The organism is Haemophilus sp. HN_Hi16, assembly GCF_049823435.1.
Lineage (GTDB): Bacteria > Pseudomonadota > Gammaproteobacteria > Enterobacterales > Pasteurellaceae > Haemophilus > Haemophilus influenzae_D.
Map to the genome: position 1 here is coordinate 888,536 of NZ_CP187500.1, position 14,655 is coordinate 903,190.

Below are 14,655 nucleotides of genomic sequence, written 5' to 3' on the forward strand. Positions count from 1 at the left end.
AAATTTAAATTTCGTCTAATAAAGGCTGCCAATTAACAGGTTTGAGTAATTGGGTGAATGCCGTGCGATTTACTTGGGTTAGTAAACGTTCTGTCTCGCTTAATAAATTGAGTGCATCCGCTAAAGCGTTAAAGGTTTTGCATTCTAACTGTGCGCAAAGAGAGGTTAAAAATGGGGATGAATTTTCATTTTTTGTTAGCATTGTCATCACGCATTTTTGTAGATTTTGCGTGCGTAATATACTTGGTACGCGATTTAAGGTTAAGCGTAATTGGGCTTGATTTTCGATAAATTCAAAGCCAATTTTTTTGAAGTCATCTGAATATTGTTGCCATTTTTGGAAGTGTGATTCGGTTAAGCGAAACACGATTGGAATCAATAAAGGCTGTTGTTCGATGTGTATTTGTTGTAAAGCCAATTGCCATTGTAAGCGTTGTAATTTTTCCAATGAAAGCAAAAAGAAATCTTGATTTTGTTGTAATAACAGCACGCGATTTTCAATAAGTGAAAGGGCGCGTAGATGTGATGAGTATTCAATTATTTCAGTTGAGATGATTTTAGCTGTATCTGAAATATTTTGTTGTGCTGTATTCGATATATCCTTTTGTTCTGTAGGCGGTAATGTGCGTAACAATTCCCCATACAACTGCTGTTCTGTTTTACTTGGCGTTTCTTTTTTATAATTTTCGCGATAATCACGATAATCTGCTGTGACATGGCTTGATAAGCCGCGACCATAAAAAAAGTGCGGTGGATTTTGTTGGGGGTTTTCATAATATTGTGGCGCAAAGCTATTTTGCCCCGCAGCTGCACGATTAGGACGAATACTGTAATTTGGTTGTGGTTCACGCACTGTATTTTCTTCGTGATTTTCTACCGCACTTTGGTCTGTATGCCAATTAAGTTGTTCTTGATTGTTTAGTGCATTGCTGATGCCTTCGTAAATGAAATCGTGAATAAGGCGTTGTTGATGAAAGCGTACTTCATGTTTGGTTGGATGAACATTGACATCTACATCGTGTGGGTTTAAATCAATAAACAATACAAAAGCAGGATAAGCATCGCTTGGCAAATATTGAGCGTAGGCTTGTCTAATAGCGTGGTTGATCACTTTATCACGCACCATTCGCCCATTGATATAGCAATAACTTAAATCATTTTGAGTTCGGCTAAAATTTGGTGTGGCTACCCAGCCCGATAAATGTAAATCATCGTGTTTCCAATCAATTCGTAAGGCATTTTTGACAAAATCATCCCCACAAATAGCAGCGACACGTTTAAGTTGCTGATTGAGATCGGAGGCGGGGCGGTATTGGCGGATAATTTTCCCATTATGCGTTAATGTAAATGCCGTGTTGAATTTTGTTAAGGCAATACGGCGAATGACTTCATCAATATGAGCAAATTCTGTTTTATCCGTGCGCAAAAATTTTCGGCGGGCTGGTGTGTTGAAAAAAAGATTGGCGACTTCAACTGTTGTGCCAACAGGATGTGATGTGGGTTTGATTGTTGTTTCCATATCACGACCTTGTGCATAAACTTGCCAAGCTTCAGTTTGCGCTTCGGTGCGAGAAGTTAGGGTTAGGCGTGATACAGAGCTGATACTTGCTAAGGCCTCGCCACGAAAACCTAAACTTAAAATGGCTTCCAGATCGTCAAGATCGGTAATTTTACTCGTGGCATGTCGTGCCAAAGCAAGACTTAATTCTTCTTTTGGAATGCCACAGCCATTGTCACGAATACGGATTAAATTTGCCCCGCCATTTTCGATGTCGATTTGAATTTTATTTGCGCCTGCATCAAGGCTATTTTCCACTAATTCTTTTACCACAGATGCAGGGCGTTCTACCACTTCTCCAGCAGCAATTTGGTTAGCAAGTTGTGGGGAAAGAATTTTAATTGGCATTTACTTTTCTCTTAATTTAATTTTTTGTCCTGTAATAACTTTGCCATTTTTTAAATGTGGATTTAGGCTCAATAGTATATTTACTGGAATGTTATATTCCCTCGAAATAGCATAGAGTGTTTGGTTTTTTGTTACTTTATGATAGAGCGGAATTATATTTTTTTGATTGTTGTTTTGTGTATTCTTCTCTTTTTTTAAATCTTTATTGGTATTATTTACTGATCTATTTTGTTTTTTGTGAGAACTATTTTCATTAATTATTAATGGTTTATTTTTTATATCGCCATTATCAGGAATTTTAATACTTTCATTTAGCCAAAGTGTTTTTCTTTTTAATTGATTTAATTTAATAATATCAGAGACTTTTACGTGATATTTATTTGATAAGCTACCTAAACTTTCTCCTTTTTTTACAATATGGCGAATGCCACTGTCTTTAATATTATCTTCATTTATATTTTGTTCTGAAGTGCGGTTATTTTTCCCTGATTTTTTTATATCGTTTTGTTTGATGTTTTGAACTAAATTGTCTTTCACTAAGGCATTGGTTTTACCGCTACGGAATGCAACTAAGCCTTCATAAATCATATAAGCAATGCGGCGGCGATAGGCTTGAGAGTTAAGTTTTTTTTCTTCTTCTGAATTGGAAAGAAATCCCGTTTCTACCAACACAGAAGGAATATCTGGCGAACGTAGAACACCTAGACTTGCATGTTGTGGCGTACTGCGACTTAATATTGTTACTTTAGCAAAATGGCGCAAAATATGTTCGCCTAACGCATAGCCAGTACGTTGGCTATGTCCAAATTGCAGATCAAGTACAGTCTGATCAAGATATTTGTCATTATTGTGTGAAAGTACTTTTCCTGCACCACCAAGTAATTCTGAGCGTTTTTCATCGTCTTCTAGCCATTGACCCATTTCATCATTGGCTCGACGGTTTGACAATACCCAAACAGAAGCCCCACGACGATCAGACGATTCAGATGAATCAGCATGGATAGAAATAAGATAATTCGCTTTAAATTTACGTGCGATTTCTGAACGTTCAGGCACGGAAATATAATAATCACTTTTACGCGTTAATACTCCACGAAAATGTGGATCTTTATCCAATAAGGCTTTTAATTCTTTTGCAATTGAAAGGGTAACATTTTTTTCATAAATACCTAAATTTCGGCTGATTGCACCAGGATCTTTTCCTCCGTGACCTGGGTCAATCGCAATCGTAATAGGTGCTGCCAAAATAGAGAAGCTAAATGTGGAGAAAAAAAGAAAAAATAAGATTTTAGTTTTCATAAATAAGTTAATTAGAAAATGCGCTTATAATATTTTTACCCAAATTTGTTTGTGCGATTAATTCAATATTTCGTGCATCATCGTAATAATCAATATTCACTAAAATATCAGCTTCTGGCAATATGCCTTGACCTTTTTCAGACCATTCAATTAAGCAAATGCTATTAGTATTAAAATAATCTCTAATACCCATAAATTCGAGTTCTTCAGGATCTGCTAACCGATACAAATCAAAATGATAAATCATTTTTCCTGAAATATTGTATTCTTCAACCAGCGTATAAGTTGGGCTTTTTACATTACCTTGATGACCGATACCTTGTAGCATTCCGCGTGTCAGCGTTGTTTTTCCTGCGCCAAGATCACCGTTAAGATAAACCATAATTGCTTTTTCTGTATGCAATTTTAAAAGAATTTCGGCGAATTTTTTGCCGAAGCGAAGCATAGAAAATTCATCAGGGATATATTGAGTTAAGCTTTCCATAACGGGTCATTAATGAAGAAAAATGTGGGCAGATTCTACCGCACTTTTGAGGTTCATAAAAGTGCGGTGAAATTTCTAGGGATTTAATTTTATCATTTTGTGGTCAGCAAATTGCTTGACCAGCTCTGTTATGATTTGACTATTTGGTAAAACTAAATCCGATGCGATTTCAAACAACGGCACAATGACAAACTCACGGTTATGCATATCATAATGGGGAATCGTTAAGCGTTCGTTTTGAATAATTTCATTGCCGTAAAGCAAAATATCTAAATCTAATGTGCGTTCGCCCCAGCGACGTAAACGCACTCGACCTTGCTCATTTTCAATGCGTTGCAATTCATCTAATAGTGCAAGTGGGCTAAGCTCGGTTTTAATTTTTGCAACAGCATTCATATAATCGGGTTGATCTTGTGGGCCGAGCGGTTTGCTTTTATAAAAAGAGCTAGTTGTTACTAAATCTGTTTTTGGTAACTGACTTATCGCTTTAAGCGCAGAATGTAATTGTTCTACTGGCGTATTTAAATTGCTGCCTAACGCAATATATACAGTAATCATATATCCCCCTTACTCTGCTGAACGCGTTGTTTTACGACGGCGTGGACGGTAGTATTTTTTCTTTGGTTTGGGATGTAAGCGTTGTTGCTCCTGTATCAACTGTTCACGCTGTTCGCCATTACTAAATTGATATTCGTGCCACCATTTGGCTAATTCAATCGTTTCGCCACCTTCAATTTCTGCTCGCATAGCCAGTAAATCAAAGCCAGCACGGAATTTTGGATGTTCCATGGTACGCATTGGTGCTGAGCCAGTACGTTTTAATAATTGCAGTTGTAAGAACCAAATATCACGAATGACCGCAGTATGACGACGTGGTGCAGCCAAAGTACGGCAGAATAAATCTAAAACTTCATTGCCCGCCAACGCATAAGCATCATGATTATTTAAACCGCCTTCATTTTTCAAGATTTCCACTTTTTCGCGTAATGGATACCAGAAAAATGCCGCAAATAAGAATGCAGGATTAATACGAAGTTTATCCGCAACACGTTCATCTGTCGAAGTAAGGGCGGTAACGATCATACGTTCTGCAAAACTATCTTCTTTCTCTGTAAAATATGGACTTAATGCAGGGAAAAGTTGTTCAAATAAACCATATTGACGTAATAAACGATAGGTTTTTACCCCTTGTCCTGCTTGTAATAATTTTAAGCTCTCATCAAATAAGCGAGCAGTCGGAATATTTTTTAATAAAGGCGCAAGTTCACGAATTGGTTGTTCGCTTGGTTTTTCAAGGAACATATCAAGTTTTGCCATAAAGCGAATAGAGCGCAACATCCGCACAGGATCTTCTTGATAACGTGTAACAGGATCGCCAATTAAGCGTAGCTTGCCCGCTTTGAGATCCTTAATGCCCTCGAAATAATCTCGTAACGTATTATCTTGTGGATTGTAATACAGTGCATTGACCGTAAAATCACGGCGTGCTGCATCTTGTTCGATCGTACCGTAAACATTATCGCGTAGTAACATTCCTTCATTACTTTGCTTTGCTTGATTTTCATTGCGAGCATCGCTGTGATTGGCTCGGAAAGTGGCAACTTCAATAATATCTCGACCAAACATAATATGTGCTAAGCGGAAACGGCGACCCACTAAACGGCATTGACGTTGAAAAATATTTTGGATTTGTTCAGGACGTGCGTTTGTTGCAACATCAAAATCTTTTGGTTTTTTACCAAGTAATAAATCGCGGATACATCCACCGACGATATAAGCCTCGAAATCTTGACGTTGCAGTTTTTCCACAACAGTGAGTGCATTACGGCTAAAATCTCGCGGGGAAATATCAAATTGAGCCGCTTTAATCACATTTTTATCGTAGCGGCACGTTTGTTCTGATTTTTTTGTCTGCGCTTTTGGCATTGGGCTATTGGGACGCCCAACTCGTTTAGAATAAGCACTTGTTTTGGCAACCTCTTTTGATTTTTTTGTCTTCTTGCCAAACAAATTTTTGATATAAGTAAGAATAATTTACTCCGTTTTTTTAGTTGGAAATAAATGGCTTAGCTCTTTTTCTGTAAAGAAAAAGGCAAGGGGATTTTTCCGCATTTTTAAATGCAAAAAAGTGCGGCTAATTTTAACCGCACTTTGGTATTTTTCAATAGAACGAATTAACCAGCGACTTGTTTTTCGCGGATTTCAGCTAACGTTTTGCAATCAATGCAAAGATCTGCTGTTGGGCGCGCTTCTAAACGGCGGATACCGATTTCCTCGCCGCAACAATCGCAGTAACCGAAATCATCGGTATCAAGTTTTTTCAAGGTTGCTTCGATTTTTTTCATTAGTTTGCGTTCGCGATCACGATTACGCAATTCTAGACTAAATTCCTCTTCCTGAGTTGCTCGGTCTGCGGGATCGGGGAAATTGGTTACTTCATCCTGCATATGTGCAACGGTGCGAGAAGCTTCTTCCACGATTTGCTCGTGCCAAGCATTAAGAATTTTTCTGAAATGAAGAATTTGCTCTTCATTCATATATTCTTCATCTTTTTTCATTTGATAAGGCTTAACGCCTGCTAAATCTAGCAAGTTCAATGATGCTCTTGACATCTCTCACTCCTAATACATACAGAATTTAAGCGTGGATTTCACGACTTCCTGTCTTGTTATTTTAGTTTGTTCCTGACTGCTATTTTAGGAACCCAATTTTTGCGGGCGGTATAAATATCAGAAGTTGTTTGTTTTAGCAAGTAAATTTTCCTGAAAAATTTATTTTTACAATATGGATCGTAAAATTTGAAGCAACCGTTTGCATATTTAAATAAAACTAGCCTAGTCTTAGAGAGATTGGAATTAATCTTTTACAAAAATGAAATTAAACTTAATAACTTTAGCTGTCTTGCTAATTGTTGCGGATTTAACGTTGTTATTTCTACCGCAGTCATTGCTATTGCCTTGGCAAGTTGCTCTCGTTATTGCGCTTGTTTTGATTTTTCTTTTTATTTTTTGGCGTAAAAATTTCTTAGTTAGCCTTGCTTTTTTTGTTGCTTCTCTTGGCTATTTTCATCATTCGGCTTTGAGTTTATTACAACAAGCTCAACGTATTACCGCTCAAAAGCAAATGGTGGCTTTTGAGATTCAAGAAATTTTGCATCAACAGGATTATCAAACACTTATCGCCACAGCAACATTGACGGATAACTTACAAGAGCAACGAATTTTTTTAAATTGGAAAGCAAAAGAGGTGCCTCAACTATCGGAAATTTGGCAAGCTGAAATTTCTTTACGTCCCCTTTCTGCGCGATTAAATTTTGGTGGGTTTGATCGGCAACAATGGTATCTTTCAAAAGGAATTACGGCTGTTGGAACCGTAAAAAGTGCGGCGAAAATTGCTGATGTTTCATCATTGCGTGCAGAAAAATTGCAACAAGTGAGAAAGCAAACGGAAGGATTATCTCTACAAGGTTTATTGATCGCGTTAGCTTTTGGCGAACGGGCTTGGTTAGATAAAAACACTTGGTCAATTTACCAACAAACGAATACCGCGCATCTTATTGCTATTTCTGGCTTACATATTGGGTTGGCTATGGGAATTGGATTTTACTTGGCTCGTGTTGTGCAAGTATTTTTCCCAACCCGTTTTATGCATCCTTATTTTCCTTTAGTTTTTGGTGTTTTATTTGCTTTAATTTATGCCTATTTGGCTGGTTTTAGCGTGCCAACTTTTCGTGCCATTTCAGCACTTGTTTTCGTTTTCTTCGTTCAAATAATGAGGAGATATTATTCGCCTTTTCAGCTTTTTACGTTGGTTGTCGGATTCTTGCTTTTCTGCGATCCATTAATGCCACTTTCGGTCAGTTTTTGGCTTTCTTGTGGTGCAGTTGGTTGTTTGATCCTCTGGTATCGTTATGTGCCTTTTTCACTTTTTCAATGGAAAAATCGTCCCTTTTCCCCAAAAGTGCGGTGGATTTTGAATTTATTTCATTTGCAATTTGGGTTATTGCTTTTTTTTACGCCTTTGCAACTTTTTCTATTTAATGGCTTATCGCTAAGTGGATTTTTAGCCAATCTTATGGCTGTTCCAATTTATAGTTTTTTCCTTGTGCCATTAATTTTATTTGCTGTTTTTACCAACGGCGCGGTTTTTTCTTGGCAACTAGCAAATAAGCTAGCCGAAGGAATTACTGGGTTAATTTCTGTTTTTCAAGGAAATTGGCTCACGGTTTCATTTAATTTAGCATTATTTTTAACCGCACTTTGTGCAGGAATTTTTATGTTAATTATTTGGTGTATTTATCGAAAACAAGAGGCTTCACCATCAACTTGGAAAATTAAACGACCAAGATTTTTTACATTAAATCTCAGTAAACCTTTGCTAAAAAATGAACGAATCAACGTTTTGCTATGTTCTTTCGGCATTATTCTTATGTGTTTTATGATTTTGTTGTTTAAACAATTGAACAAACCAACTTGGCAGGTAGATACTTTAGATGTGGGGCAGGGCTTGGCAACGCTGATTGTGAAAAATGGCAAAGGGATTCTTTATGATACGGGTTCTTCTTGGCGAGGTGGAAGTATGGCTGAGTTGGAAATTTTGCCTTATTTGCAAAGAGAAGGGATTGTTTTGGAAAAATTGATTTTAAGCCACGACGATAACGATCATGCAGGTGGTGCTTCGACAATTTTAAAGGCGTATCCCAATGTGGAATTGATTACCCCTTCACGAAAAAACTATGGGGAAAATTACCGCACTTTTTGTACAGCTGGACGTGATTGGCATTGGCAAGGGCTACATTTTCAAATACTTTCTCCTCACAACGTTGTGACACGAGCTGATAATCCCCATTCTTGTGTGATTTTAGTCGATGATGGAAAGCATAGCGTTTTACTGACTGGCGATGCTGAAGCAAAAAATGAACAAATTTTTGCCCGCACTTTAGGAAAAATTGATGTGTTACAAGTGGGGCATCACGGGAGTAAAACATCGACAAGTGAATACTTGCTTTCTCAGGTTCGACCAGATGTGGCGATTATTTCTAGTGGACGTTGGAATCCGTGGAAATTCCCCCATTATTCGGTTACGGAAAGGCTTCAACGCTATAAAAGTGCGGTAGAAAATACCGCTATTTCGGGGCAAGTGCGGGTAAATTTTTTTCAAGACCGATTAGAAATCCAGCAAGCTCGCACAGAATTTTCCCCTTGGTATGTGCGTGTAATTGGATTATCAAAGGAATAAAAGGTACAATGCGTGCAATTTTTACTATTAGATAGCGATTATGCAAGAGCAAAAATTACAAGAAAATGATTTTTCAACCTTACAAACGTTTAAGCGTTTGTGGCCAATGATTAAACCTTTTAAAGCGGGGCTTATTGTTTCTGGCGTCGCGTTAGTTTTTAATGCATTAGCTGACTCAGGCTTGATTTATTTGTTAAAACCGTTGTTGGACGATGGTTTTGGTAAGGCAAACCATTCATTTTTGAAAATGATGGCTTTTGTCGTCGTTGGGATGATTATTTTACGCGGCATTACCAACTTTATTTCTAATTATTGCTTGGCGTGGGTATCAGGCAAAGTTGTCATGACAATGCGTCGCCGCTTGTTTAAACATTTAATGTTTATGCCAGTGAGTTTCTTTGATCAAAATTCAACAGGGCGTTTACTTTCTCGGATTACTTATGATTCCCAAATGATTGCAAGTTCTTCTTCAGGATCTTTGATTACAATTGTGCGAGAAGGAGCATATATTATTTCGCTATTCGCAGTGATGTTTTATACCAGTTGGGAATTAACAATTGTGCTTTTTATTATAGGTCCAATCATTGCTGTTTTAATTCGTTTGGTATCAAAAATTTTTCGTAGATTAAGTAAGAACTTACAAGATTCAATGGGTGAACTTACGTCTGCTACAGAACAGATGTTAAAAGGTCATAAAGTTGTGCTTTCTTTCGGAGGGCAACATGTGGAAGAAGTGCATTTTAATCATGTTAGTAATGATATGCGTCGAAAAAGCATGAAAATGGTGACAGCAAATTCCATTTCTGATCCTGTGGTGCAAGTTATTGCATCTCTCGCATTAGCTACGGTGCTCTATTTAGCTACCACTCCATTGATTGCAGAAGATAATTTGAGTGCAGGCTCATTTACAGTGGTATTTTCTTCAATGTTAGCTATGATGCGTCCGTTAAAATCATTAACTGCGGTGAATGCACAATTTCAAAGTGGAATGGCAGCATGTCAAACGCTATTTGCCATTTTAGATTTAGAGCCAGAAAAAGATAACGGGGCTTATAAAGCAGAACCTGCGAAAGGCGAGTTAGAATTTAAAAATGTGAGTTTTGCATATCAAGGAAAAGATGAACTTGCATTAAATAATATTTCTTTTAGCGTTCCAGCTGGAAAAACCGTTGCTTTGGTTGGGCGTTCTGGATCGGGCAAATCAACCATTGCTAATTTAGTGACACGTTTTTACGATATTGAGCAAGGCGAGATTTTACTTGATGGCGTAAATATCCAAGATTATCGTTTATCTAATTTACGTGAAAACTGCGCTGTGGTTTCTCAACAAGTCCATTTATTTAACGATACTATTGCGAATAATATTGCTTATGCAGCACAAGATAAGTATTCTCGCGAAGAAATTATCGCTGCAGCAAAAGCGGCTTATGCTTTAGAGTTTATCGAAAAATTACCGCAAGGTTTTGATACGGTAATTGGCGAAAATGGCGCTAGCCTATCAGGTGGGCAACGTCAGCGTTTAGCGATTGCTCGTGCTTTATTGCGTAATTCGCCAGTATTAATTTTAGATGAAGCTACATCTGCACTAGATACGGAATCAGAACGAGCAATCCAATCTGCATTAGAGGAATTAAAGAAAGATCGCACGGTTGTTGTGATTGCCCATAGATTATCTACTATTGAAAATGCGGATGAAATTCTTGTGATTGATCATGGAGAAATTCGTGAGCGTGGCAACCATAAAGCATTGCTTGAACAAAATGGTGCCTATAAACAGTTGCATAGTATGCAGTTTACTGGCTAATTTATTGATTATCGAAAACGCGAGTTGAAAAACTCGCGTTATTTTATCCGCACTTATTAGAAAGGATTTTCTATGCCCTTCTGGTATTCCAACTCCAAACTTATTTGGCTCTTATCGCCTTTTTCTTTATTGTTTTGGTTGATTAGCCAACTTCGTCGCGCCTTATTCTCTTTGGGTCTCAAATCCTCTTATCGCGCACCAAAACCAGTGATAATTGTGGGAAATTTGTCTGTGGGTGGAAATGGCAAAACGCCTGTGGTTGTTTGGCTTGTGGAAGAATTAAAAAAACGAGGTTTTCGCGTAGGTGTGATTTCTCGTGGTTACGGCAGTAAATCTAAAACGTATCCGTTATGCGTTACTGAAAATACGCATCCGATTGAAGGTGGTGATGAACCTGTATTGATTGCTAAACGCACCAATGTGCCAGTAGTGATTTCCCCAAATCGCCAGCAAGCGATTGAATTACTCTTAAGCCAAGCAGAGTGCGATATTATTGTTTCTGATGATGGTTTACAACATTATCAATTACAGCGTGATTTGGAAATTGTCGTAATGGACGCTGAGCGCGCGTTGGGAAATGGTTTTGTATTGCCAGCAGGTCCATTGCGAGAATTACCAAGTCGATTAAAATCTGTCGATTTTGTGATCACTAATGGTGGAAAAAATCAGTATTCAGATGCAGTTATGCGTCTTGTGCCTCATTTCGCGATTAATTTAAAAACCAATGAAAAACGCCAATTAAATGAATTTCAATCTGGTGTTGCCATCGCAGGGATTGGCAATCCACAGCGTTTTTTTAGTATGTTAGAAAAGTTAGGGATTCAGTTAAAGCAAACTCAAGCATTTCAAGATCATCAACATTTTGAAGCGTCTCAATTAGAAAAACTTTCTGAAAATCAACCGCTCTTTATGACGGAAAAAGATGCCGTAAAATGCCAATCTTTTGCTAAAGATAATTGGTGGTATGTCCCTGTCGATGCAGAAATTATTGAGGCTGAAAAACAACGTGAAAATTTACCGCACTTTTGGAGCAAAATAGACAAACTTGTGGCGCAATATAGAAATAGCTGAAAGGATTAATCCCCAGTTGTTTTGATTACTTGCCGATAAAGCTGAAATATTAAAGAATAAGGAATAAATTATGTCATTTACCGTGATTATCCCCGCTCGTTTTGCATCAAGTCGTTTACCTGGAAAGCCTCTTGCAGATATTGCGGGTAAGCCAATGATTCAACATGTATTTGAGAAAGCTCTGCAGTCTGGGGCGAGCCGAGTGATTATTGCCACCGATAATGAAAATGTGGCTGATGTTGCCAAAAGTTTTGGTGCTGAAGTCTGTATGACTTCGGCTAATCATAATTCTGGTACAGAGCGTTTAGCGGAAGTTGTAGAAAAATTAGCGGTTCCCGATAATGAAATCATTGTCAATATCCAAGGCGATGAGCCTTTGATTCCTCCCGTTATCGTGCGACAAGTGGCAGATAATTTAGCAAAATTTAATGTCAATATGGCAAGCCTTACGGTAAAAATTCACGATGCTGAGGAATTATTTAATCCAAATGCAGTGAAAGTATTAACAGATAAAGATGGCTATGTGCTGTATTTTTCCCGTTCGGTTATTCCTTACGATCGTGATCAGTTTATGAATTTACAGGATATTCAGAAAGTACAGCTTGCTGATGCGTATTTGCGTCATATTGGCATTTACGCATATCGTGCGGGTTTCATAAAACAATATGTGCAATGGGCACCGACTCAACTTGAAAATCTAGAAAAACTTGAGCAGCTTCGTGTGTTATATAATGGCGAACGAATACACGTAGAACTTGCGAAAGAAGTGCCTGCAGTGGGGGTGGATACCGCCGAAGATTTGGAAAAAGTGCGGTTGATTTTGGCGAAGGATTAAATACTTGGCTCCCCCTGCTTGCGGGGGGAGCTGCCGAAGGCTGAGGGGGGATAAATTTAACATCGCAAGCCCCCTTTTGCTCTTTAGGCTCCTTCCCCCGAAAGCAGGGAAGGCAAGATGTCTTTTGTTATTGGTAAAATATTCTATGTTCAATCCCAAAAAATTCCTCGCTGATGTCTCTCACGAACCTGGTGTTTATCGTATGTATGATGATAAAGATCAGGTTATTTATGTTGGGAAAGCAAAGGATTTAAAAAAACGTCTTTCAAGCTATTTTCGTAAAAATCTGAGCAGTAAAAAAACAGAGGCGTTGGTGGCGTCAATTCATCATATTGACACCACGCTAACTTCATCTGAAACGGAAGCTTTACTGCTAGAGCATAATTTTATCAAGCTTTATCAGCCTCGCTATAACGTATTATTGCGTGATGATAAATCCTATCCATTTATTTTATTAACCAAAGAACGCCACCCAAGAATTACTTCTTATCGTGGTTCTAAAAAATTTGCAGGCGAATATTTCGGGCCTTATCCTCACGCAGGGGCTGTGCGTGAAACTTTATCGCTTTTGCAAAAACTTTTCCCTGTTCGCCAATGTGAAAATTCCGTTTATTCCAACCGTTCTCGTCCTTGTTTGCAGTATCAAATTGGGCGTTGTTCCGCGCCTTGTGTACAGGGATATGTTTCCGATGAAGAATATAATCAGCAAGTTGAATTAGCTCGCTTATTTTTACAAGGCAAAGATCAACAGGTGTTAGATTATTTAATCGGTAAAATGGAGCAGGCAAGCAGAAATTTAGATTTTGAACAGGCTGCTCGTTATCGCGATCAAATTCAGGCGGTGCGTTCGGTTATTGAAAAACAATTTGTATCCAATGAACGTTTAGATGATATGGATATTATGTCTATCGCTTACCAACACGGGTTAGCCTGTGTACAGGTGATGTTTATTCGTCAAGGAAAAGTGCTAGGCAATCGCAGTTATTTCCCAAAAGTCCCCGCCAATACGGATTTATCGGAACTTACCGAAACTTTTGTGGGGCAATTTTATTTACAAGGTCATCAAGGACGAAGTATCCCGAATAGCATTATTGTGGATCGTCAATTAGCTGAAAAATCAGAGCTTGAGCAACTTCTTACGGAGCAAGCTGGCAGAAAAGTGACGATTCAAGAAAGCGTAAAAGGCGATAAAAGTAAATACTTACAGCTCGCACAAGTTAATGCTAAAGCGGCTTTAAATGTACAACTTAAACAATCTTCACGAATGTCAGAGCGTTATCAAGCGTTGTGTGAGCTGTTAAATCTTCCTGAAATTAAGCGTATGGAATGTTTTGATATAAGCCATACAATGGGAAATCAAACAGTCGCATCTTGTGTTGTTTTTAATAAAGAAGGTCCACTGAAATCTGATTATCGCCGTTTTAATATTGAAGGCATTACTGGCGGAGATGATTATGCTGCGATGGAACAAGCGTTGCAGAAACGTTATGAGCGTGATTTAGAAGAAGATAAAATTCCCGATATTATTTTTATTGATGGTGGAAAAGGGCAGTTAAATCGAGCATTGAACGTGTTCCAACATCTTCAAGTAAAATGGGATAAAAATAGACCGCACTTAATTGGCGTGGCAAAAGGTGTGGATCGTCGAGCAGGGCAGGAAGTACTGATTATCAGCAAACAAGACCGCGAAATTCATTTGCCTGATGATAGTTTGGCATTGCATTTGATTCAACATATCCGTGATGAAAGCCATAATCACGCAATAAGCGGACACCGTAAAAAACGTCAAAAAGCCTTTACACAAAGTGGTTTAGAAACCATTGAAGGTGTGGGAGCTAAACGTCGTCAGGCTTTACTGAAATATCTTGGTGGTTTACAAGGTGTGAAAAAGGCGACCTTAGATGAAATAGCCTCTGTACCGGGCATTTCCCCTAAACTTGCTGAAAGGATTTTTGAAACGCTTAAAAACGACTAATCAATCATTTCTCAAATATAAATAACGATTGCTTTTCGTCATA

11 protein-coding genes are annotated in these 14,655 nt (G+C 38.1%); 5 read left to right on the forward strand and 6 right to left on the reverse strand.

The window, feature by feature from the left end; translation table 11 throughout:
• Positions 1-4: 4 nt before the first annotated feature.
• The 6 genes from mutL to dksA form a co-directional block, all read right to left on the reverse strand.
• Positions 5-1,906: a DNA mismatch repair endonuclease MutL gene (mutL, locus tag ACPT9C_RS04440; RefSeq protein ID WP_061671329.1), complete on the reverse strand. Its 1,902-nt coding sequence runs from the start codon at positions 1,904-1,906 to the stop codon at positions 5-7.
• Complete coding sequence (locus tag ACPT9C_RS04445) at positions 1,907-3,205, reverse strand: LysM peptidoglycan-binding domain-containing protein (protein WP_050949298.1); 1,299 nt, start codon at positions 3,203-3,205, stop codon at positions 1,907-1,909. It abuts the gene before it with no gap.
• Between the two features lie 7 nt (positions 3,206-3,212).
• Positions 3,213-3,689, reverse strand: a complete 477-nt coding sequence (gene tsaE / locus ACPT9C_RS04450) for a tRNA (adenosine(37)-N6)-threonylcarbamoyltransferase complex ATPase subunit type 1 TsaE (RefSeq protein ID WP_050949299.1) — start codon at positions 3,687-3,689, stop codon at positions 3,213-3,215.
• A 75-nt stretch (positions 3,690-3,764) separates the two neighbouring features.
• Positions 3,765-4,247 carry a 2-amino-4-hydroxy-6-hydroxymethyldihydropteridine diphosphokinase gene (folK, locus tag ACPT9C_RS04455; RefSeq protein ID WP_050949300.1) on the reverse strand — a complete coding sequence of 161 codons (483 nt, stop codon included), beginning with the start codon at positions 4,245-4,247 and terminating at the stop codon, positions 3,765-3,767.
• Between the two features lie 9 nt (positions 4,248-4,256).
• On the reverse strand, positions 4,257-5,615 hold the full coding sequence (gene pcnB, locus ACPT9C_RS04460; protein ID WP_050949301.1) for a polynucleotide adenylyltransferase PcnB: 1,359 nt from the start codon (positions 5,613-5,615) through the stop codon (positions 4,257-4,259).
• Positions 5,616-5,863: 248 nt separating this feature from the next.
• The gene (gene dksA, locus ACPT9C_RS04465) at positions 5,864-6,301 is read right to left on the reverse strand and encodes an RNA polymerase-binding protein DksA (protein WP_005652560.1); all 438 of its coding nucleotides are present in this window, start codon (positions 6,299-6,301) and stop codon (positions 5,864-5,866) included.
• A 259-nt stretch (positions 6,302-6,560) separates the two neighbouring features.
• Here dksA and ACPT9C_RS04470 point away from each other — a divergent pair, with 259 nt between their 5' ends.
• From ACPT9C_RS04470 to uvrC, 5 genes are all read left to right on the forward strand, one after another.
• Positions 6,561-8,927, forward strand: a complete 2,367-nt coding sequence (locus ACPT9C_RS04470; RefSeq protein WP_050949302.1) for a DNA internalization-related competence protein ComEC/Rec2 — start codon at positions 6,561-6,563, stop codon at positions 8,925-8,927.
• A 40-nt stretch (positions 8,928-8,967) separates the two neighbouring features.
• On the forward strand, positions 8,968-10,731 hold the full coding sequence (gene msbA, locus ACPT9C_RS04475) for a lipid A ABC transporter ATP-binding protein/permease MsbA (protein ID WP_050949303.1): 1,764 nt from the start codon (positions 8,968-8,970) through the stop codon (positions 10,729-10,731).
• 72 nt (positions 10,732-10,803) lie between these two features.
• Positions 10,804-11,802, forward strand: a complete 999-nt coding sequence (gene lpxK / locus ACPT9C_RS04480) for a tetraacyldisaccharide 4'-kinase (protein WP_048949883.1) — start codon at positions 10,804-10,806, stop codon at positions 11,800-11,802.
• 70 nt (positions 11,803-11,872) lie between these two features.
• Positions 11,873-12,637 (forward strand): 3-deoxy-manno-octulosonate cytidylyltransferase, encoded by a 765-nt coding sequence (gene kdsB / locus ACPT9C_RS04485; protein WP_048949884.1) that lies wholly within the window; start codon positions 11,873-11,875, stop codon positions 12,635-12,637.
• Positions 12,638-12,782: 145 nt separating this feature from the next.
• The gene (gene uvrC / locus ACPT9C_RS04490) at positions 12,783-14,612 is read left to right on the forward strand and encodes an excinuclease ABC subunit UvrC (protein WP_021035538.1); all 1,830 of its coding nucleotides are present in this window, start codon (positions 12,783-12,785) and stop codon (positions 14,610-14,612) included.
• Positions 14,613-14,655 lie beyond the last annotated feature (43 nt).

What these genes read in the sequence shown, in the direction of transcription:
- lpxK (WP_048949883.1), top strand. Translation starts at nt 10,804, where the DNA reads ATGCCCTTCTGGTATTCCAACTCCAAACTTATTTGGCTCTTATCGCCT.
- ACPT9C_RS04470 (WP_050949302.1), top strand. Translation starts at nt 6,561, where the DNA reads ATGAAATTAAACTTAATAACTTTAGCTGTCTTGCTAATTGTTGCGGAT.
- msbA (WP_050949303.1), top strand. Translation starts at nt 8,968, where the DNA reads ATGCAAGAGCAAAAATTACAAGAAAATGATTTTTCAACCTTACAAACG.
- folK (WP_050949300.1), bottom strand. Translation starts at nt 4,247, where the DNA reads ATGATTACTGTATATATTGCGTTAGGCAGCAATTTAAATACGCCAGTA.
- kdsB (WP_048949884.1), top strand. Translation starts at nt 11,873, where the DNA reads ATGTCATTTACCGTGATTATCCCCGCTCGTTTTGCATCAAGTCGTTTA.
- pcnB (WP_050949301.1), bottom strand. Translation starts at nt 5,615, where the DNA reads ATGCCAAAAGCGCAGACAAAAAAATCAGAACAAACGTGCCGCTACGAT.
- ACPT9C_RS04445 (WP_050949298.1), bottom strand. Translation starts at nt 3,205, where the DNA reads ATGAAAACTAAAATCTTATTTTTTCTTTTTTTCTCCACATTTAGCTTC.
- dksA (WP_005652560.1), bottom strand. Translation starts at nt 6,301, where the DNA reads ATGTCAAGAGCATCATTGAACTTGCTAGATTTAGCAGGCGTTAAGCCT.
- uvrC (WP_021035538.1), top strand. Translation starts at nt 12,783, where the DNA reads ATGTTCAATCCCAAAAAATTCCTCGCTGATGTCTCTCACGAACCTGGT.
- mutL (WP_061671329.1), bottom strand. Translation starts at nt 1,906, where the DNA reads ATGCCAATTAAAATTCTTTCCCCACAACTTGCTAACCAAATTGCTGCT.
- tsaE (WP_050949299.1), bottom strand. Translation starts at nt 3,689, where the DNA reads ATGGAAAGCTTAACTCAATATATCCCTGATGAATTTTCTATGCTTCGC.